The following is a 19,807-nucleotide window of genomic DNA, read 5'->3' as shown; positions in this document are numbered from 1 at the left end:
CGTATGGATATGAAAGAAATCGAATTAAAAATGCAAGGAAAAATCAAAAGACTGACGAACAACACCTTTAAGTTCGATGAACGTGTTTCAGAGGGTTGGTTTTCAGCTGTATACTTCTTGAAAACATGCGAAATCGCAGAAGCACAGCGGCCGGACAATATCGTGAAGATGCAGTTCTTCCAGAAGGAACATGCGGTACTTTGCGGAACAGATGAAGCAATTGCATTGATCAAGACATTTGCAAAAAATCCGGAAGAATTAGAAATCTACTCACTTAAAGATGGGGATAAAATCGAACCTTATGAAACGGTCTTGACAATAGAAGGCCCTTACCAAAATTTTGGATACCTGGAAGGCATTATTGACGGAATGCTTGCCAGAAGAACTTCCGTTTCAACGAATGTGTATAACGTGGTTAAAGCGAGCAGTACATCAGGGGTCCAAAAGCCGGTCATTTTCATGGGTGATAGAGATGATCATTTTACACAGCAAGCTGGTGATGGTTATGCTGCTTACATAGGAGGTTCAACAGCGCAAGCGACTCATGCCATGAATGAATGGTGGGGGAAACGTGGAATGGGTACAATGCCGCATGCGCTCATCCAGTTGTTCGAAGGAGATGTTGTAGCAGCTTCGCATGCTTATCATGAACAGTTCCCGGAGGACGACTTGATTACACTGGTCGATTACAATAATGATGTCATAACGGATTCTTTAAAAGTGGCAAGGGAATTCGGCAGCCTGTTGAAGGGGGTACGCATCGATACTTCCCGGACATTAGTAGATCAATATTTCTGGAGAAATCAAGATGAGCTCGGTACATTCGATCCAAGAGGTGTCAATCCTGAATTGATTTTTGCACTAAGAAAAGCCTTGGATAAAGAAGGATACCAGCATGTCAAAATCGTTGTAAGCGGTGGATTCACGGAGGACCGTATACGAGAATTCGAAAATCGAAAAGTACCGGTGGACATTTACGGTGTCGGAAGTTCTTTATTGAAGATCCACATTGGTTTTACTGGGGACAATGTTTTATTAAACGGAAAAAGAGAAGCAAAGAAAGGACGTAAGCACCGTCCGAATCCAAGACTTGAAAAAGTAGAATAGGCTAAAGTGGTGATATATTGGTCTAAAGACTATGTTTTTGATATAATGTTAAAATGGGTTTTATGCCTAAGGGAGGAACTGGCCCCATTCAACAGGTTTAGGCATATAATAACGATAGAAAATTAGTAACGATTCCAGATTAGTTGGAGGTTCGTTTTATGACAACTTATCATTTTGTTGGGATTAAAGGAACTGGTATGAGTCCATTGGCACAGATCCTTCATGACATGAAGTATGACATCCAAGGGTCTGACATTGAGCAATACATCTTTACCCAACAAGCATTAGAAGAACGAAATATTCCGGTTTTACCATTTGGTGCGAATAACGTAAAATCCGACCAAGTAGTTATTGCAGGTAATGCATTTCCGAATGACCACGAAGAAGTAGCGAAAGCAACCGAATTGGGAGTGCCTGTTTACCGATATCACCACTTTCTAGGTGAGTTCATCAAGAAATTCATCAGTGTGGCGGTCACCGGTTCACATGGTAAAACTTCTACGACCGGGTTGCTGGCACATGTTTTAGGGGCAGCCAAACCTACGTCCTATTTGATCGGGGATGGATCTGGAAAGGGTAAAGAAGACAGCGAGTACTTTGTTTTCGAAGCGTGTGAATATCGACGACACTTTCTGTCATATGAGCCATCTTATGCGATCATGACCAATATAGATTTTGATCATCCGGACTATTTTAAAGATGTGAATGATGTATTCGATGCATTCCAATCGATGGCACTGCAGGTTCAGAAAGGAATCATAGCTTGTGGGGATGATCCATACTTACAACAAATGCAAGCTAAAGTCCCTGTCATGTTCTATGGCTTGAATGATAACAACGATTTCCAAGCAAGGAATATCCAGGTAAACGAGAAAGGAACAACATTTGATGTGTTTGTGAGGAATTCCTTTCATGAAACTTTCTCGATTCCAGGATTTGGGACACATCATGTACTTAATGCCCTGTCTGTGATCGCCCTCTGCCACTATGAGCAAGTGGACGTCAACATTTTGAAAGAGCAGCTCGCTACTTTTAAAGGTGTGAAGAGACGGTTTACAGAAAAGAAAATCGGTCAACAGATTCTGATTGACGATTATGCACATCATCCAACGGAAATCAAAGCTACGATCGAATCTGCACAACAAAAATATCCTGACAAAGAAGTAGTTGCAATCTTCCAGCCACACACGTATACAAGGACACAGACGTTCTTGGCTGAATTTGCGGATAGCTTGAACCAGGCAGATGCAGTTTATCTATGTGATATATTCGGTTCTGCAAGGGAAAACTCAGGGAATTTGAAGATTGAAAACCTACAAGAACGTATACCGAATTCGAATATCATAGGGGAAGATACAATCGATCTCCTATCAAAGCATACCAATAGTGTACTCCTTTTCATGGGTGCAGGTGACATCCAAAAATATCAAAGAGCGTATGAAAGTCAATTAGCTTCGTAAAGGAAGCGACCTGAGAGACGAGCGATCCAGTCTTTTAAGGTCGCTTTTTTGATTTGTAGATCAGTTTGGAGTTGTCAGGATAATATCCAAGTTGTTGAGATAATTTCAGTATTGTCGGGATAATTCTAAAGTTGTGAGTTTCACCCTCAAGTTGTATAGATAACCATTCAGATAAATTGATTTTTGCGGAATTCACTTCCTTTCCACGGGCCAAGAAAAGCGGAAGCGGCCTGCATAGTACGCAGGTCACTGGAAGACTGACGAGGAGGCTGTCGCTGCAGGGTTTTGCCTGGCTCGATTCTCCCGCTGGAGTGTTGTGAATTTCGCATAAACCGGGTTTAAAGTGAAAGTGAAAAAGCCGAACCCAACTTTGGGTTTCAGCTTTTAAAAGTTATTTTAAATTCTCTGGATTTAGAGGTTCAAGTTCTGATAATACAAAGCGACCGTCTTTTCTGACAAGGACCCCATCGAAATAGATTTCCCCACCACCATAATCAGGACGTTGGATGTTTACCAGATCCCAGTGTATATTGGAGTCATTTCCGTTGAACGCTTCCTTATAGCATTGTCCTGGTGTGAAGTGGAAGCTTCCATCAATTTTCTCATCAAAGAGTATATCCTGCATTGGGGTTTGGATATAAGGGTTCACTCCGATTGCGAACTCACCAATATAACGTGCACCCTCGTCTGTATCAAGAACCTTGTTCAATCGTTCCGTATCATTCGAACTAGCTTCGATAATCTTCCCGTCTTTGAATGTGAAACTGACATTGTGGAAAACGAAGCCCTGATAGGGGGACGGAGAGTTGAATGTAATCGTTCCATTCACAGAGTCACGGACTGGTGCCGTGTATACTTCTCCATCTGGCAAGTTTTTATGACCTGCTGATGTAACAGACGGGATATCTTTGATGGAAAAAGTCAGGTCTGTTCCTGGTCCCTTGATATGTACCTGGTCAGTACTGTTCATAAGCTCTTCAAGCGGTCCCATCGCTTCGAGCATTTTGCTGTAGTCAAGGTTACATACATTGAAGAACAAGTTTTCAAACGCATAGGTACTCATATCAGCAAGCTGGGACATGGATGGTGTCGGGTAACGGAGTACACACCATTTGGTTTTCGGGATTCTGAGTCCATGGTGGACAGACTTGTAAACTTTCTTCTGGTACAGCGCCATTTTTTCAGAAGATACATCAGAGAGTTCTGAAATGTTATAGCCAGAGCGGATGGCCACATAAGCATCCATTTCCTTCATGATGGTTTCTTCAAATTTGCCTTGTAATTCTAACTGCTCTTCTTTTGCTTCCATAAGTAAAGCGCGTTGGGTTGTTTCGTCCTTGATGGTTACAAAAGGGAAGCCTCCCGCTTTATATGCTTCTTCTACAAGGGCGTTGACGAGCTCTTGTTGATAACCTGTATTTTCAATCAATACCTTTTCGCCTGGCTGAAGATCTACCGAGTATGTAATGATGTTGTTCGCCAAGATTTGTATTCTCTGATCTCTCATCTGAAATACCTCTCCTTTTTAAAGAATTTGTTATTTCCCACCTACTATTGTACTTTATTTTAAGTTTAGAAAAAAGATAGGAGGATTGTTGATTCTGGACAGCGAATTTGATAAAAAGGGTTTAAGTCTAGGGACTGTTATATTTCATTGTTGATTCTTGCGAAACCCACTCCCTTTCCGTGTGTGATCGAGGAGCTTCTCACTTTCACAGGATGCTGGGTTCGACGTTCACTACAGGATATGGTGGTTTTTAGTCGAAAATCTTTAAATTGCAGGTCACTGCGCGGTTTCACCCGATTTTCGCTTTCCCGCAGGAGTGTCGTGGCTTACAGCATTTTTCTAAGGAAGTCAGCCTAAATTAAACAAGGATAAAGTTTAATGAAAAGGTGTATTGGGAAATATAATACTATACAGGAGGTGGTATGCGATATGGAAATAATCTTATATTTAAGTGTAGCTTTGATTGCAGTAGCGTTTACAGTGCTAGTCGTTTTTATCTCTAAGACACTGAAATCTCTTCAACAAACTTTGACGAATGTTGCAAAAACGTTGGATGGATTAGAAAATCAATTAGATGGAGTATCGAGGGAAACGACGGATTTGTTACATAAAACCAACCGTTTAGCAGACGATATCCAGCATAAGTCTGAATCTCTCAACTCTGTATTCCAGGGTGTACGTGAAATTGGAGATAGCTTATCAAATGTAAGTCATTCTGTTAAAAACGTGTCTACTCGTATTGCAAGAGAAGGGGAACGAAGATCAGATACAGTTTCCCAGGTAGTGCAATGGAGTAATGCGGCTTTAGATATTTGGGACAAATGGCAATTGAGAACCAAAAAATATGGTAGAACGACAGAACCAAAATAGAGGAGGATGTTTTTATATGCAAACGACTGACAAAAATGTTCAAAACCAATCTTCATCAATTGACACGAAGGATTTTCTCATCGGATCTTTGATCGGTGGAATCGTGGGTGCCACTACTGCCCTTCTGCTCGCTCCTAAGTCTGGTAAAGAATTACGTACGGACCTCAATGATCAAGCTACTCAATTGAAGGATAAAAGTACTGAAGTTGCTACAATGGCCAGGGATAAGTCTTCTACTTTGGCACAGAACGTAAGCAATCAAACCTCTCAGGCTGCAAACAAAGTAAGGGAATTCTCGACTTCTGCCCGTGATAACATCAACAAGTGGAGAACGAAAGATAATGAGATTAACCAGCTAGAAGAGGAATACAATGAAGGTAAAGCAGATGCAATTGAAGATGCCATGCAAACGCCGAACAGCCAATTGAATGACATTGAAACAAATTATGAAGAAAAACACCCAAGCTCTACAAATAAATAATTTGATTACGGAGAGGGGTTGACCCGACAACAAAGTGTCAGACACTTGTGGGTCAGCCCCTCGATTTATAGATTAAAGAGAGGTATTACTATGAAAAAAATCAATTCATGGGAAGAATTCAAATCAATAGATACTACAACTCCATTCTACTTCTTAAAAAACAGTACGACGTGCCCAATTAGTCAATCTGCTTATGAAGAAGCAGAGAAGTTTGCCGAAGATCATCCAGACATGCCTTTTTCCTATCTCAATGTACAGGAATCAAGGTCCCTGTCCAACAAGATCGCAGATGAATTCGATGTTAAACATGAATCACCGCAAATCTTTTTATTTTCTAATCATACAGTCCTTTACAATGACTCTCATTGGAACATTACTTATAGTGCTTTAGTAGATCAAGTAAAGAAACATGTACCAAAAATCAGGAAATAAGATGCTCTTAGTACACCTTGCTAGACGGCAACATTTCATTAGACTACACTAATAGAAGGAATGATACATTTTATTGCAATAGGAAGTGAAATGATGAGCAATCAAGAATTGGACCATTTAAGAGAACAAATTGATCATATCAATCAACAGTTGGTAGAGTTAATGAATAAACGAGCTGAAATTGCCCAAGAAATTGGACATGTTAAAAAGAAACAAGGCATTAATCGATTTGACCCTGTACGAGAGAGAAAGATGTTAGATAAAATCGCCGAACATAACCATGGACCATTTGAAACGTCGACATTACAACATATTTTCAAACAAATTTTCAAAGCGGCTCTTGAACTTCAAGAAGATGATCATAGCCAAACTCTTTTGGTTTCAAGAAAAAATCAACCTGAAAATTCAATCGTAGATGTTCTTGGTGAACAAGTTGGGGACGGACAGCAGAGGATTGTTGCCGGACCGTGTGCCGTTGAATCCTACGAACAAGTGAATACTGTAGCCAAAGCCGTCAAAAAACATGGAATCAAACTTCTGAGAGGCGGAGCGTTCAAGCCGCGTACTTCCCCTTACGACTTCCAGGGCCTTGGAATGGAAGGGCTCATAATTTTGAACAAGGTTGCAAGGAAGCATAATCTTGCAGTAGTCAGTGAAATCGTGAACCCTGCGGATCTTGATGAGGCTCTTAAATATATCGATGTTATTCAAATCGGGGCTCGGAATATGCACAATTTTGAGTTGTTGAAAGAAGCCGGAAGGGCCTCCAAGCCTGTTTTATTGAAACGCGGATTTGCAGCAACAATATCTGAATTCATGAATGCAGCAGAGTACATCATGTCAAAAGGGAATAGCAATATTATTCTATGTGAACGGGGCATTCGGACTTATGAAAGAGCAACAAGAAACACACTTGATATTTCTGCTGTACCGATTTTGAAACAGGAAACCCACTTACCAGTCCTCGTCGATGTGACCCATTCAACCGGCAGAAGGGACATTCTGCTTCCTGTAGCAAAAGCAGCCTTAGCGATCGGGGCAGATGGTGTCATGGCTGAAGTCCATCCAGATCCTGCAGTGGCATTGTCTGATTCTGCACAGCAAATGGATCTCGATCAGTTCGACGAGTTTACAACCGCTTTAAAAGAAACGAATCCAAAATTAGTTTGACCGTTTAGTGTATTAATGTTGTACAATATTATCTAATAGAGTAAAAAGGATTATTATTAGGAAGAATAGGACTAACCATTCGTTTGGAAACAATAACGTGCAAAAGGAGGCCGTTATGAATAACAGTAATATTACCATTTATGATGTCGCAAGAGAAGCAGGAGTATCAATGGCAACCGTTTCACGTGTTGTCAACGGGAATCCAAACGTTAAACCTGCAACTCGTAAAAAAGTACTGGATGCAATTGAAAATTTAGGATATCGTCCAAATGCAGTGGCACGGGGTTTAGCAAGTAAAAAAACGACTACTGTCGGGGTCATCATCCCGGATATCGCCAGCATCTTCTTTGCAGAGTTGGCAAGAGGAATCGAAGATATTGCTACAATGTACAATTACAATATCATTCTTTGTAACTCAGATCAAAACAAGGAAAAAGAAATACATTTACTCAACACCTTATTAGGAAAACAGGTTGATGGCATTGTCTTCATGGGGGGCACGATTACAGAGGAACATGTCGATGAGTTTAAACGTTCGCCGGTCCCGATCGTACTGGCTGCTACAGTCTGTCCGGATGATGAGATTCCAACTGTCAATATCCATTACCAGGAAGCGGTTTATGATGCAATCAAGCTATTGGTTGAAAGAGGAAATGAAAAGATCGCATTGGTATCTGGACCACTTGAAGATCCGATCAATGGCGAATATAAATTTAAAGGATATAGAAGAGCGTTGGAGGAGTCCGGTCTTTCACTTAATGAGGACTATGTCCACGTTGGTGATTATACCTATGATTCAGGATTAGAAGCAGCTGAAAAATTCCTCAGTCTGGAAGACAAACCGAGTGCAGTCTTTGTCGGTACTGATGAAATGGCTCTAGGCGTCATTCACGGTGCCCAAGATAATGGATTGAACATTCCAAAAGACATGGAAGTGATCGGCTTTGACAATACACGTCTGGCCGCGATGGTCCGTCCAACCCTGACTACGGTAGTCCAGCCGATGTACGATATCGGGGCAGTCGCAATGAGATTATTGACAAAATTCATGAACAACGAAAAGGTGGAAGACCGAACCGTTATTCTCCCCCATAGAATCCAACTGAGAGATTCAACATTAGAATAGAAAAAAAAGCATGTGATTCTAATGAACCGCATGCTTTTTTATTGTGATGAGACAGACTTTTCAATTAAAATTCAATCGATTTCTTCCCGCCTACAACGGGTAGTACCATATGGCTTTGCCCTAGTGAAATCTCTATTTCAGCATTATTTTCTTCAGGAATCGTCCAGCGGTCATCACTTCCAGCAATGATGATCCCTATACGATGACCTGGCTTGAATACATAATCTTCAGGAAGAGCATCCCACTTGAATCGATAGCTCTTTCCAGGTTTCAATAGATCAGTACTGTCAAGGGACTTCCAGTTCTGAGCATCAAGCCATCCTTGAGTGACGATTTCATAGGATGCTTCGTGGGTTGTTTTTTCAGTAATTTTATAACATGCATCATCAACATCAGAGCTTTGTCCCCAGCAATTTTCCTGGTCAAGCGTCCGTATGCCTTCCCCCCTGCTTCGATGATCGACACGTGTATCTGTTCCGTAGTCGACGATCAATGCTGTAAGGTTCGTATTCTCTTTATCAATCTTTGCGCTGATATCCATTTGAGGAACTCCGCTGATGCGTATGTTATTGGTGAGTTCAGGGGATAAGAAAATCAAACGGTTCTCTTTATTCGTAAACTCATCTTCCACCATCTCATCATTACCTTGATCCAGGTCGTCTGTGAAAGATTGTGAATAATTGCCTTGTACTGGACCTGTAGTCAAAGCCCCGGGCAACTCTTCGTTTCCAGGTCTAAATCTAATTTTCACGGGTTCAGAATCTGCATCTGGCCATGAAGAGTAAGTTTCCCATGCGTCTGCGGCACGTTCGATGTCAACCAGCGGTTCATCCATGATACCATTGTTTATATCGAGTAACCAATAATCGAACCATCGATGAAGTGTATTCACCCATTCTTTCCGTCTGAAGTCAAACGGGTCGACATGACCAGTTTGTGTCAACCATAGCTTTCTTGGCACATTATAACGGGATAGCTCTTCCCACCAATTGGAGAAGTGATTGGCTTTCACATTATAATCATTCAATCCATGAACAACGAATACACTGGCCTTTACATTCTTTGCATCCTTTACAAAATTACGTTCGTTCCAGAAAGAGTTATAGTCCCCGGATTCATCATCGGCTCCCTCTGCCAACTCTTCTCGGATTGGAGCACACTTTTCGACACTTCCACGAGCTGTCACGACTCTTGACAGATACGATGGCCCGCCATTATAAAATGTGATACCTCCATAACGGTAGTAATCGTACCAGCTGCTGATCGCGGCAATCGGTACAATTGTCTCCAGGCCCTCTACCCCGGTGGCAGCCACACCATTGGCTAAAGTACCATCATACGACTTTCCGATCATACCGACTTTTCCAGTCGACCAATCAGCAACAACCTCTTGCCCGTCATTATTCCGAGCACTTGTTCTTCCGTTCAACCAGTCGATGACGGCTTTTATACCCTCGGTTTCTTCATAGCCACCTGTTGTCGGGCAGCCTTCTGAATGGTTTGTTCCCACCATATCGACTTGTACGATAGCATAGCCTCTTGGAATAAAATAATTATCATAAAAGAGTGGGAATTTTTCATTGGTGCCATCCCCATCAGGATCTTTTATTTCGGATTCGTTTCCACGACCAAGTCGTTCATAATAGGGGCTTGCATCCATTATGACTGGTACACGCAAACTTTCCTGTGTTTCTTTTGGCCGAATGATATCTGCCGCGATAAGATCAGTTTCCCCATCTCGGTCACTGTCTAATGCCGTTTCAACATATACGGTTTCCTTGATTGAATCTTCATAATTGTAGATCGGCTGCGAACTCTCTTCAGAAAACAGCTGTTGATTTACAGATTTTTCAGTAGTGGTTGCATATGTAGCAGTCCCCAAGGCAAAAGAAGAGGCTAAAACAAAGGATAAGGCCAGAGCTATTTTTGAACTTGATTTTCCCCTGAACATAGGAAACCTCCTAAACTATTATAGTTATATTTGAAAACTAGATTTACCATCAACCTTATAGGAATCTGTCAAATTATAGAAGGTAATTTAGGCTGAATTATTTCGTGTCTCTAAATAGTTCTTCAGGTGGAGCAATATGAATTGTAGTAGGAACAAAATATCAAAATATTCCAATAATATTGACAATTTTCCCTTCCGTCATTAGTATACTTGTATCTTGAAAACAATTTTAGGAAGGGAGGAAAAAAATAAATCAGTCCAAAAGTCACTTTATGAAAATGAAAGGATGAGTCCCGTTGATGAAAAAAAGAATCTACTTATTCTCTACTGTTCTGGTAGCCTTGATTTTAGTAGCTTCAATCATTTTCTTTCAAACTTCAGAACCAACCTCAAATATAGAAGAATCAATTGGAGTGCAAGAAGGTAAAGTTGAGGAAAAAGTTGAAGAGGATTTTGCTGAAAAAGGACCTGGGAAACGTGATGATTGGTTTATGACACAGAAAGGCTTTGAGGAGGAAGATATCCCTCGCAATGCCTTCCAAAAAGCGTTTGAACAAACCAAGCAAATCCGTGCATCGACTGCAAAAGAAGCTCCAGGGGCTTTAAATCAGAATTGGAAATTCAATGCACCAAGCAACATTGGTGGACGGGTTGTGGATCTTGTGGTTGATCCTAACAATGAAGATACAATCTACATAGGAGCTGCCTCTGGAGGCGTTTGGAAAAGTACGGACGCTGGGAAAACTTTCGAATCAGTATGGGAAGATGATCTTGTTCAATCCATTGGTGCGATCGGCATCACACCAGATGGAACGCTCTATGTAGGGACAGGTGAAGCGAATCCTGGTGGTGGAAGTCTTGTATATGGAGGTACCGGAGTCTATAAATCCTCGAATGGAGGAGAAGATTGGGAATACATCGGGTTAAAAGACAGTAATGCAATCGGTCGGATCATTGTTGATCCTTCTAATCCGGATAAAGTATGGGTAGCGGCATCAGGTCCATTATTCCACGATGGCGGAGAACGTGGTTTATATGTAACCGACGATGGCGGTGAGACTTGGAAACTTTCTCTTGAAGGCTTTAATAAAACAACCGGTGCAGTCGACATAGCGATTGATCCGGAGAATTCCAACCGTGTATTTGTCGCCATGTGGGACCGGATCCGTTATCCGAATGAACGTAAATACGGGGGAGAAGGATCCGGAGTTTATCGTTCTGAAGATGGGGGAGCAACATGGACACAGCTTAAAGAGGGGCTTCCATCAGGAGAAGAGGTTGGTCGGATCGGCCTTTCGATATCTTCTACTGATACGGAAAAGGTTTATGCAACTGTGATTCAAACAGATGGTTATTTTGAAGGGTTTTATATTTCAAGTGATGGAGGAGATTCATGGGAAAAACAACCGCGTAATGACCAGCTTGCAAACTCCCAATCTTCATTCGGCTGGTGGTTTGGACGTAATTATGTAGATCCGAATGACGGTGATCACATTTTTGTCTCAGGAGTACAGTTGGTGGAATCAACAGATGGCGGTAAGACCTGGAGCCGATCCAGGGGAAGTATACATGCTGATCAGCATACGATGGCATGGGATCCGAAGTCACTTGGACGAGTCTATCTTGGAAACGATGGAGGAGTATACCGGTCAGAGGATAATGGATCCGTATCTTCAGAGTGGATTAAAGCAGAATATGAGCCTTTCACGCAATTTTATACACTAGATGTAAGCCGTCAGGATCGTACCCGATTATCCGGTGGAACCCAGGATAACGGTTCAATCCGTTCTTGGGGAGAGTCAGCAGATGGATGGAACAACTATTACTATGGTGACGGTTTGGTCAACCTGATCAATTATGAAGATCAAGACATTGTCTATGCTTGTTACCAATATGGAAATTGTGCCCGTTCTGAAGACGGCGGTGAAACGATGACCTATTTTACGGATAAAACCGTATCGGAGCGCAGAAACTGGATGACACCAGTCGTATTCGATCCTAACAATCCATCAATCATGTATTACGGCGGAAATATCGTCAATCGTTCGACAGATGGCGGGAAGACTTGGGAAGCGATCAGTCCTAGTCTTTCGAATGCTGAAAGTCGAGACCAATATCCGTTTGGAACAATCACAACGCTTGCGGTAGCAAAATCAAATGCTGGCGTCTTATATGCTGGCACAGATGATGGAAAAGTGTGGACTACAAAGGATTCAGGTGAGAACTGGGAAGAAATCAAGGATCCTCAATTACCGCACCGTTGGGTGACGCGTATAGCGGTTGATCCGAAAGATGAAGAAATCGTTTATGCCACTTTTTCCGGTTTCCGATCTGGCGATGATGAAGCCCATATCTTCAAAAGCCAGGACGGGGGTAAAAGCTGGAGTGCTATAAGTGGAAATCTTCCTGATGTCCCACTGAATGATCTGGTGGTACATCCCCAAAAACGAAATATACTCTATGCAGCTAGTGATGTTGGTGTTTTCGTGTCACCAAACAGCGGGAAAAAATGGTACAGTTTCGGAAATGGAATCCCTGTCGTACCGGTTACTGACTTGAAATATCATGAGCCATCCGGTATCCTCTACGCAGCAACATTCGGCAGAGGTGTATATGAATTGAAACCAAAAGGTTGGTAGAATTATAACAGGACGTATCTGGTATTATCCCCTTCAGGTAGACAGGAAAAAAAGAGAGCATTTGATATGATGTTCTTAAGAGTCTACCTGGGAGGGGATTTTCTATGGCTAAAAAGGGGCAGCGTTTTACAAAATATACAGAAGAATTGTAACGGGAAGTTGTACGTTTAAAGCTTGAGGAGGGCTGGTCCTACCGACAGTTACGTGAACGATTTGGAATCAAGAGTGATGCGCAAATTGCCAATTGGGTGAAGAAAGTTCACGTTTCAAATTACCCGATTCTATTTAATAAATAGTTTTTTGTGCAGAATAGGGAAAGAGTAACTATGCTCTTTCCCTATCTTCACTTTAGAAGATGAAGATCTTAAGTTGGACATGATTAAGAAACTTGTATGGTTTTATTGTTAAGATACGATATATAAAAAGTCTTCAATACGAATGAAGGATGGTATCAATTATGAAAATCAGAATTGAAACTACATATAAAACGCCAAAAGGTTTAACGACGCGTCTATGTTCAGAGGTTATGGATGCTGAGAAAGGGATGACGATTGCTGAGGATCTGGAGAGGACGGGACGATCAAAAAATTTAAAGTTTATTGATAACAATGAAAATTCGTGGTCATTGAAGGAACTAAAAGAATTTATGAAGGGGATTGAAACTGAACCCCACAATGTGGTGGTTTATTTTGATGGTGGTTTCGATCTTGAAACAAGAAAATCAGGCCTAGGGTGTGCGGTTTATTATGATCAGAATGGGAAATCATTTCGTTTTAGAAAAAATGCCGTAGTAGGAGAACTTAATACAAATAATGAGGCAGAATATGCAGCTTTGCACCTTAGCCTCATGGAATTAGAGCAATTGGAGGTACACCACTTGCCCGTCACATTCATTGGAGATTCTCAAGTTGTTATCAATCAACTGAATGGTGAATGGTCTTGTACGGAAGAAGAATTATCAAAATGGGCTGATCGGATTGAACATAAACTCAAACAATTAGGGATCCAACCAGAATATGAATTAATTTCCAGGAAGAAGAACAAGGAAGCGGATCAACTGGCCACCCAAGCGTTAAAAGAAGTAGAAATTGAGAGTACAATCGAAACGAAACCCCGAAAATAAGGAAGGTTCAAAAATAGGTAAAAGCAGATCCATCCGAAAAGTAGTATCTGATTTTATAAGCATTATTAAAATATTGAGCCAACATAGGACAAGCTATAAAATAGATTTTAGATTATAGGAGTGTAGGTATGAAACTAAATGGAAGCATCATAACAGGAGATTTCGATCAATCAAATAATGAGTTCATGTTGGAAAAAGTCAAACACTTCTCCACAGAATCAACCCTTAAAGAAACCCAATTGAATAATTTATATGATTTTCTGTACAAAAATAAGGATGACTCTGATGGCTTAGTGCTCACGTTATACGACAAAATGCTGATCCGTTTGAACCAAGAAGAAATCAATCAGTTTATACAAGATTTAAACAATATTAGAACTTTCTATCAATAATGTGAAGGGTTTTTCTACATAGTTAGAAGTACCCTTCATCTTTAGCTGGATAAAGTTCATAAAATTTCGAAAAATCATATATCATTGGAAGGAATTTGTCAATTTAAGAGGAAAAGTATATCGAGAACCCTTTCAAGATTGCAATGTTCGCTGTTTTACCCGAAAATGAATACGCTTACAATTCGTTTATCGCTGAAAGGGATGTAAAACATATACATAGGAGGCGGTAAAGGTGTTAGGTATGGAAGATTTCGGAGTTGCTTTTGTATGGATCGCGACTGTACTGGCAACAATCGGATGTATTGTTTTTGGAGCAGTAATGTGGAATCGTGGGGGAGATGAGCAATGAATTTAGCAGTATTGATACCGATCATCATTGTCTATATCGGGATAATGTCTGGGCTTGCCTACTATGGTTATAAAAAGACGACCACAGAAGCGGATTACCTCGTAGGTGGAAGGAACATCCACCCGGCTGTCATGGCTCTTTCTTACGGAGCGACCTTCATTAGCACCTCTGCGATTGTCGGCTTTGGTGGAGCTGCTGGTGTATTCGGTATGGGATTGTTATGGTTGGCATTTTTAAATATCGTTCTTGGAATTTTCGTCGCATTTGCGATATTCGGGACCAGAATTAGAAGGTTGTCACTCAAGCTTGATGCATCAACTTTCCCAACACTTTTGGGTAGGCGATATGAGTCGAATTTCATTACTGTTTTTGCTGGGGCAATGATTTTTGTTCTGATGCCAGCATACACGAGTATTGTATTGATTGGAGGCGCGCGTTTCTTACAAGAATCACTTGCAATGAACTTTAATATTGCTTTATTGATCCTCGCATTGATCATTGCACTTTACGTAGTCAGTGGAGGCATCAAGGCTGTCATGTATACGGACGCTTTCGGGGCAGTTATCATGCTTGTCGGTATGGCGATATTCCTTTTCGTCACCTATCAAGCTGTCGGAGGTTTGATTGAAGGGCATAGCGGACTGACAGCAATGAAAGACCTAGTTCCACCACCCTTAGTCGAGGGAGGGCATCTAGGCTGGACCAGTATGCCTGCACTCGGGTCTCCATTATGGTGGACGGTAGTAAGTACGATAATCATGGGTGTTGGAATCGGTGTTCTTGCCCAGCCACAGCTAGCAATGAGATGTATGACGGTCAAGGATGATCGTGCGCTCTATCGCTCTGTGCTTGTTGGCGGGGTTTTCATTTTCTTTATGACAGGTGCTGCTTTTGTAATCGGTCCATTAAGTAACTTGTACTTCTTTAATAATTCTGGTGAAATTGCATTGACAGTGGCTGGTGGGAATGCTGATTTGATCATTCCGAAGTTCATCAATGCACTCATGCCAGATTGGTTCATTTACTTATTTACATTAACGCTTTTATCGGCTACGATTTCAACAGTTTCTTCTTTAATCCATGTTCAAGCAACAGCTTTTGGCCAGGATATTTTGAAAACACTTGGTGTGAACAGTTTCTTCGGAATGAAAATGGATTTATCACGTATCGGGGTTATCCTTGGAGTCATTGCAGCGGTCATTCTCGGTTATATCATGCCAGCAGGAGTCATAGCAACAGCAACAGCATTTTGGTTCGGGATATGCGGGGCAGCGTTCTTGCCTGCCTTGATGGGGGCTTTGTTTTGGAAAGGTGCGACAAGAGCGGGTGCGACCTATAGTATTATTACAGGATTTGCAGTCAGTATTCTAGGATTTATCTTTTTACACCAGAAAGAGGCAGCAGCTTTTGGAATCTCAAAAGCAATGTTTGGAAAAGAAACCTTGCTGGCGTTTCCTTGGACACATGTCGATCCGCTCTTTTATGCCCTGCCTTTGTCGACCATCGTGTTCGTCGTGTTAAGTTTTCTTGGAAAAAGTTCAAAAGTGAAAAGCAAATACAGAGAACAACACAAGACAGCTCTTTAACAGCAAAAGTCCTTCTTTCTTTTGAAGGGCTTTTTCTTATCTTGGTAAGAATAAAATTAGACAATAATATAATAAAGTGTACGCCAAACCCATTCTATCAAAATCGGGACTTCCATCTATACACCGAATCTATCGCCCAAGAATACAATACTATAGCTTCTTTTATAAGGAGGTGATAGAATGGGTGAATTCATTGCTAGATTAAAAGGTGAAAACGAGGTTCCTCCAGTCAATACCGAGGCTTTCGGTATTGCGAAATTCGTTACAAATACAAGACGTGGCCAGATCAGGTTCTTTCTGCAAGTGAAGGATATACGGAATCTTGTACAAGCTCATATCCACTTTGGTGCTCGTGGTCAGAACGGTCCAGTACTCGTTTTCTTATTCGGGGCAGACCTTGCCACACTTGAAGAACAGAATGGCCTCACAACTAAACGAGGGACTGTCACAGGTATCATTACCAACGAGGATATCGTAAGTAATGATATTGGTGTGAGAAATGTGAATGATTTGATTGAACTCATGTGTGAGGGACTCACTTATGTCAATGTCCATACGGAACAAAATCCCGAAGGCGAAATCCGGGGGCAAATCAAACGTGTTCGAAAAAATCCCTTTTTGTCCTGATTCGGACAAGCTGTTTCTTCCAATTTAAATTTAACTCTCTTCTTGATAAGAAAATACAACCTTGCTAAATAAAATGATTCTGTTTTTCGGTTGCATAATGAATAAATGACATTAAAAAACGGCTCGAATGTGACCACGGGTCGTTTTCACTTTATAGCACGTATGTTAATGCTTTACGGTAAGTGACCTGGTAAGAACAATGCAGGAATGCCAAAACAGAATATAGTACTATAAGAATAAAGGCAAAACAGATTGCTTCGCTATTATGTTATTTTAACAATACTTGTAACAATGAAACGGCAAATGAAATATATAGGAAACCCCCGCCTGCAGGGAGATGGGGGTTTTTTGGTTACTGATTTTGTAGATCGTCAGTTCCTGTAGTACGTTGCATTTGATTTAAAGCAGGAATATTTTGTGCCATGCTTTTTACATTACCACCTTGACCTCTCATTAGCCCTGTTGCAACTGCACCAATCCCAATCCCTGCAATAAGAGGCATCCACATGTTTTGCCTTCTAGTCATTTAATAAACCTCCTACTTTATTAATCGCTAAATGCAATTTTATTCTTTGGTTTTTAGTTAAAGTAAATGTATTGAAATATTTTCTAGTATATAAAATGGTTTTGTAGTTCCCATCCTCAGCCAAAATACATTTTAAAGTTAAATGAGCTATTTATTTTAGGTCTTTCACTTTCTGGTATAAATTTTAGCTTTTTCTCAACAATAACAATGTATTCAAAAGGAAAATCTACGGCAGGAAAAACGGGATTAAACACTAACGTAATACCTTAACAGACGTTAAAGTGGTCAACTCCAAAGAGGATATGCTTGTAGCGGTAAAACCTAAGCATTTAGAGAGGTTTCAATTAAAAAGCCTTAAGAAGAAAATACAGAAACAATAATTTAGTTGGTGATATTAGTATGATTTCATTCATAGGCGAACTGGTATTGTTATTTGTCGTTGTAACATTTGCAATACGGTTAATGGGGAAAACTGCATTAGCCCAATTAAGTCCTATTGATTTAGCTGCTCTTGTATTCCTTGTTACATTAGCTGTGACCCCGATAAAAATTGATGGAAAGATTCAGGCAATCATTGGTATCATGGTGGTAGTTACAATTTATATTCTTTTCTCTAAAATAAGTTTGTTGCAAGCAATGAACCGTTTATTTATAGGTCAGCCTTCTATCTTAGTAAAGCATGGGAAAATTTCAAAAAGAGAATTGGATAAATCTCGATTCAGCTTGGTCGAACTCTTGTCCGCGATCCGTATTGCTGGATATCCCGATATAGAAGATATTGAATATGTCATATTAGAGCCTAATGGAGAACTAAGTATCCTCCCGAATCATAGCGTTGTAAATATAACACCTAAACATCTTAATATTGAAACAGAGTATAAAGGTATTCCTATAGCAGTTGTTATAGAAGGTAAAATACAAATTCATAATTTAAAAAAGATAAGTAGGGATGAAACATGGTTATATCATGAAATTAAAAGAAGAGGGATTGATTTAAAGGAAATTTTTTATGCCTCAGTTAATGATAAAGATTACTCGCTATATATTGATAAGGGTAAACCTTAAAAGAATTTACAAAGGAGCTTATGTGTACTAAAAGTAAGGCTTCTTTTTTGTGAAATTAATCATTGTGTTAAAACCAATATTTTGAAATAATTGGTATTAAGCAAGAGGGAAAAGGGATGAGGAGGAGAGATCTAAGAAAGTTTGTAACCTATTTTTCTTGAATACATAGAAATTGAGCAGTTTCTGACTAACTTTGAAAATTTTGATAAGAAGGGGAGGGGTTCTATGAGAGTTATTACTTTATGTGGTTCCACCAAATTCAAGAAACAGTTTAGAGAAATGGAGGCATCCCTGACTCTACAAGGTCACATTGTAATTAGCCTTGGTTTTTTTGAACAAAGTGAAGGAATAAAAATTACTGAAGAGCAAGAAAGATTATTCCAGGAAATTCATTTTAAAAAGATTGATATGGCTGACGAAATTTTTGTTATCGATGTTAACGGTTATATAGGCAATAGTACCAATAAGGAAATCGAATATGCTTTAAAAATGAATAAAGATGTCCTTTATTATTCTAAGGGGAATAATATAAATAAGCAGATTTCCTTTCAATAAAAGAGTACAGACCAACGTAATGGAAGTGCTCCACTTCAAAATAGGAGGAGGCATTTATTTGAGCCATTTAATTTCTGCAATTTATATATCAACTTCACTAATACTTTTTTTCGCTGTCCGAGTGATTATAATGAACGCAGAGAAAACTTATCCTGAAAAACCAATGGCATTTATGAAAATGTCTGTTTATTACTTTCCGTACATTCCCCTGGCTATTGGATTACTATACTTATATATTCATATCGCTTCTACTTTTGAAAAGAAAAGCAATAGTTAAAGATTTTTAACATTATTGAAAAAAGTCACCAGATACCGGTCAATGAAAGTTATTAAAGAGAGAAGTGTTCAGTTTGAAAAATGTAAATGTTGCAGGAATTATTTTACTTGTTGCAGGCGTTATAGCTATAGGTTTTGGAGTATTTGTACAAGAAACATTGGATATGAAGAATGGGACTATTATTTTATCATCCATAGCGAGCATTTTTATTGGTTTATTGATGTTAGGGATAGCAGAAATCATTAGGCTTTTATTTAAAATCAGCCGGCAATTAGACCAAAAGTAAAACGTTTAAAAAATCGTTCTTTAAACAAATAGGGTAAGCCTCCTTGATTAAAAGGCGGTGTTTGAATGACAATCAATATCCATCAAAAGCGGCATTTGAGTGTCCAATCCTGATGTATCTATCTTATTTCCTATCTTTTCACCACGATTCAACAAAGTGTTTATCAGTTTTTATAATTTTCATAAACTCACTGCTTCTATTGAACTAATTGTGCCAATAAATGTCGAAAAATATAAACTTGTAGAGAAGGAAGTCCTTTCCGATAAGTTGAATAGATA

At 40.0% G+C, this 19,807-nt stretch carries 19 protein-coding genes and 1 pseudogene; 17 read left to right on the top strand and 3 right to left on the bottom strand.

Annotation, left to right across the window (positions count from 1 at the left end; genetic code table 11):
• Window positions 1-9 precede the first annotated feature (9 nt).
• Together L1611_RS03580 and murC are read left to right on the top strand one after the other, a co-directional pair.
• Window positions 10-1,107: a nicotinate phosphoribosyltransferase gene (locus L1611_RS03580; protein ID WP_236312028.1), complete on the top strand. Its 1,098-nt coding sequence runs from the start codon at window positions 10-12 to the stop codon at window positions 1,105-1,107.
• A gap of 158 nt (window positions 1,108-1,265) precedes the next feature.
• On the top strand, window positions 1,266-2,567 hold the full coding sequence (gene murC, locus L1611_RS03575; RefSeq protein ID WP_236311710.1) for a UDP-N-acetylmuramate--L-alanine ligase: 1,302 nt from the start codon (window positions 1,266-1,268) through the stop codon (window positions 2,565-2,567).
• Window positions 2,568-2,958: 391 nt separating this feature from the next.
• Here murC and L1611_RS03570 read toward each other — a convergent pair whose 3' ends face one another.
• Entirely contained in the window at window positions 2,959-4,074 is a 1,116-nt protein-coding gene (locus L1611_RS03570) for an aminopeptidase (RefSeq protein ID WP_236311709.1), read from the bottom strand.
• Between the two features lie 429 nt (window positions 4,075-4,503).
• Here L1611_RS03570 and L1611_RS03565 point away from each other — a divergent pair, with 429 nt between their 5' ends.
• The 5 genes from L1611_RS03565 (at window position 4,504) to ccpA (ending at window position 8,153) form a co-directional block, all read left to right on the top strand.
• On the top strand, window positions 4,504-4,944 hold the full coding sequence (locus L1611_RS03565; protein WP_236311708.1) for a DUF948 domain-containing protein: 441 nt from the start codon (window positions 4,504-4,506) through the stop codon (window positions 4,942-4,944).
• Window positions 4,945-4,960: 16 nt separating this feature from the next.
• Window positions 4,961-5,425: a YtxH domain-containing protein gene (locus L1611_RS03560; protein ID WP_236311707.1), complete on the top strand. Its 465-nt coding sequence runs from the start codon at window positions 4,961-4,963 to the stop codon at window positions 5,423-5,425.
• A 90-nt stretch (window positions 5,426-5,515) separates the two neighbouring features.
• A complete protein-coding gene (gene ytxJ, locus L1611_RS03555; protein WP_236311706.1) occupies window positions 5,516-5,857 on the top strand; it encodes a bacillithiol system redox-active protein YtxJ in 342 nt (113 codons plus the stop codon).
• A gap of 93 nt (window positions 5,858-5,950) precedes the next feature.
• Window positions 5,951-7,027 (top strand): bifunctional 3-deoxy-7-phosphoheptulonate synthase/chorismate mutase, encoded by a 1,077-nt coding sequence (locus L1611_RS03550; RefSeq protein ID WP_236311705.1) that lies wholly within the window; start codon window positions 5,951-5,953, stop codon window positions 7,025-7,027.
• A 115-nt stretch (window positions 7,028-7,142) separates the two neighbouring features.
• On the top strand, window positions 7,143-8,153 hold the full coding sequence (ccpA, locus tag L1611_RS03545) for a catabolite control protein A (protein WP_236311704.1): 1,011 nt from the start codon (window positions 7,143-7,145) through the stop codon (window positions 8,151-8,153).
• 64 nt (window positions 8,154-8,217) lie between these two features.
• On the opposite strand, the gene L1611_RS03540 is transcribed toward ccpA, so the two are convergent.
• On the bottom strand, window positions 8,218-10,104 hold the full coding sequence (locus tag L1611_RS03540) for a Xaa-Pro dipeptidyl-peptidase (protein WP_236311703.1): 1,887 nt from the start codon (window positions 10,102-10,104) through the stop codon (window positions 8,218-8,220).
• A 299-nt stretch (window positions 10,105-10,403) separates the two neighbouring features.
• Here L1611_RS03540 and L1611_RS03535 point away from each other — a divergent pair, with 299 nt between their 5' ends.
• The 7 genes and pseudogenes from L1611_RS03535 to L1611_RS03510 all read left to right on the top strand — a co-directional run bounded on the left by L1611_RS03535 (window position 10,404) and on the right by L1611_RS03510 (window position 16,820).
• Window positions 10,404-12,743 (top strand): WD40/YVTN/BNR-like repeat-containing protein, encoded by a 2,340-nt coding sequence (locus tag L1611_RS03535; protein ID WP_236311702.1) that lies wholly within the window; start codon window positions 10,404-10,406, stop codon window positions 12,741-12,743.
• A 104-nt stretch (window positions 12,744-12,847) separates the two neighbouring features.
• Window positions 12,848-13,000 (top strand): annotated as a pseudogene (locus L1611_RS03530) (transposase); the annotation flags it as partial.
• 200 nt (window positions 13,001-13,200) lie between these two features.
• On the top strand, window positions 13,201-13,866 hold the full coding sequence (locus tag L1611_RS03525) for a ribonuclease H family protein (RefSeq protein WP_236311701.1): 666 nt from the start codon (window positions 13,201-13,203) through the stop codon (window positions 13,864-13,866).
• Window positions 13,867-13,994: 128 nt separating this feature from the next.
• Window positions 13,995-14,258, top strand: coding sequence for a hypothetical protein (locus L1611_RS03520; protein ID WP_236311699.1), 264 nt, complete (start codon window positions 13,995-13,997; stop codon window positions 14,256-14,258).
• A 241-nt stretch (window positions 14,259-14,499) separates the two neighbouring features.
• Window positions 14,500-14,607 carry a hypothetical protein gene (locus tag L1611_RS20885; RefSeq protein WP_407681700.1) on the top strand — a complete coding sequence of 36 codons (108 nt, stop codon included), beginning with the start codon at window positions 14,500-14,502 and terminating at the stop codon, window positions 14,605-14,607.
• Window positions 14,604-16,193 (top strand): sodium:solute symporter family protein, encoded by a 1,590-nt coding sequence (locus L1611_RS03515; RefSeq protein ID WP_236311698.1) that lies wholly within the window; start codon window positions 14,604-14,606, stop codon window positions 16,191-16,193. Before L1611_RS20885 ends, L1611_RS03515 begins: the two co-directional genes overlap by 4 nt.
• Window positions 16,194-16,373: 180 nt before the next feature.
• On the top strand, window positions 16,374-16,820 hold the full coding sequence (locus L1611_RS03510; protein WP_236311697.1) for a CHRD domain-containing protein: 447 nt from the start codon (window positions 16,374-16,376) through the stop codon (window positions 16,818-16,820).
• Between the two features lie 352 nt (window positions 16,821-17,172).
• Here the strand turns inward: L1611_RS03510 and L1611_RS03505 are convergent, their stop codons facing one another.
• Window positions 17,173-17,346 carry a hypothetical protein gene (locus L1611_RS03505; RefSeq protein WP_236311696.1) on the bottom strand — a complete coding sequence of 58 codons (174 nt, stop codon included), beginning with the start codon at window positions 17,344-17,346 and terminating at the stop codon, window positions 17,173-17,175.
• A gap of 399 nt (window positions 17,347-17,745) precedes the next feature.
• Here L1611_RS03505 and L1611_RS03500 point away from each other — a divergent pair, with 399 nt between their 5' ends.
• From L1611_RS03500 to L1611_RS03490, 3 genes are all read left to right on the top strand, one after another.
• Window positions 17,746-18,411, top strand: a complete 666-nt coding sequence (locus L1611_RS03500; RefSeq protein WP_236311695.1) for a DUF421 domain-containing protein — start codon at window positions 17,746-17,748, stop codon at window positions 18,409-18,411.
• A 225-nt stretch (window positions 18,412-18,636) separates the two neighbouring features.
• Complete coding sequence (locus tag L1611_RS03495) at window positions 18,637-18,966, top strand: hypothetical protein (protein WP_236311694.1); 330 nt, start codon at window positions 18,637-18,639, stop codon at window positions 18,964-18,966.
• Window positions 18,967-19,316: 350 nt separating this feature from the next.
• Window positions 19,317-19,529: a hypothetical protein gene (locus L1611_RS03490; protein WP_236311693.1), complete on the top strand. Its 213-nt coding sequence runs from the start codon at window positions 19,317-19,319 to the stop codon at window positions 19,527-19,529.
• The last annotated feature ends 278 nt before the right edge of the window (window positions 19,530-19,807 follow it).

The sequence above is a fragment of the Pseudalkalibacillus salsuginis genome (assembly GCF_021646685.1).
Lineage (GTDB): Bacteria > Bacillota > Bacilli > Bacillales > Fictibacillaceae > Pseudalkalibacillus > Pseudalkalibacillus salsuginis.
The sequence above is the reverse complement of the archived record's forward strand: the minus strand, read 5'-3'. Positions and strand labels throughout refer to the sequence as shown.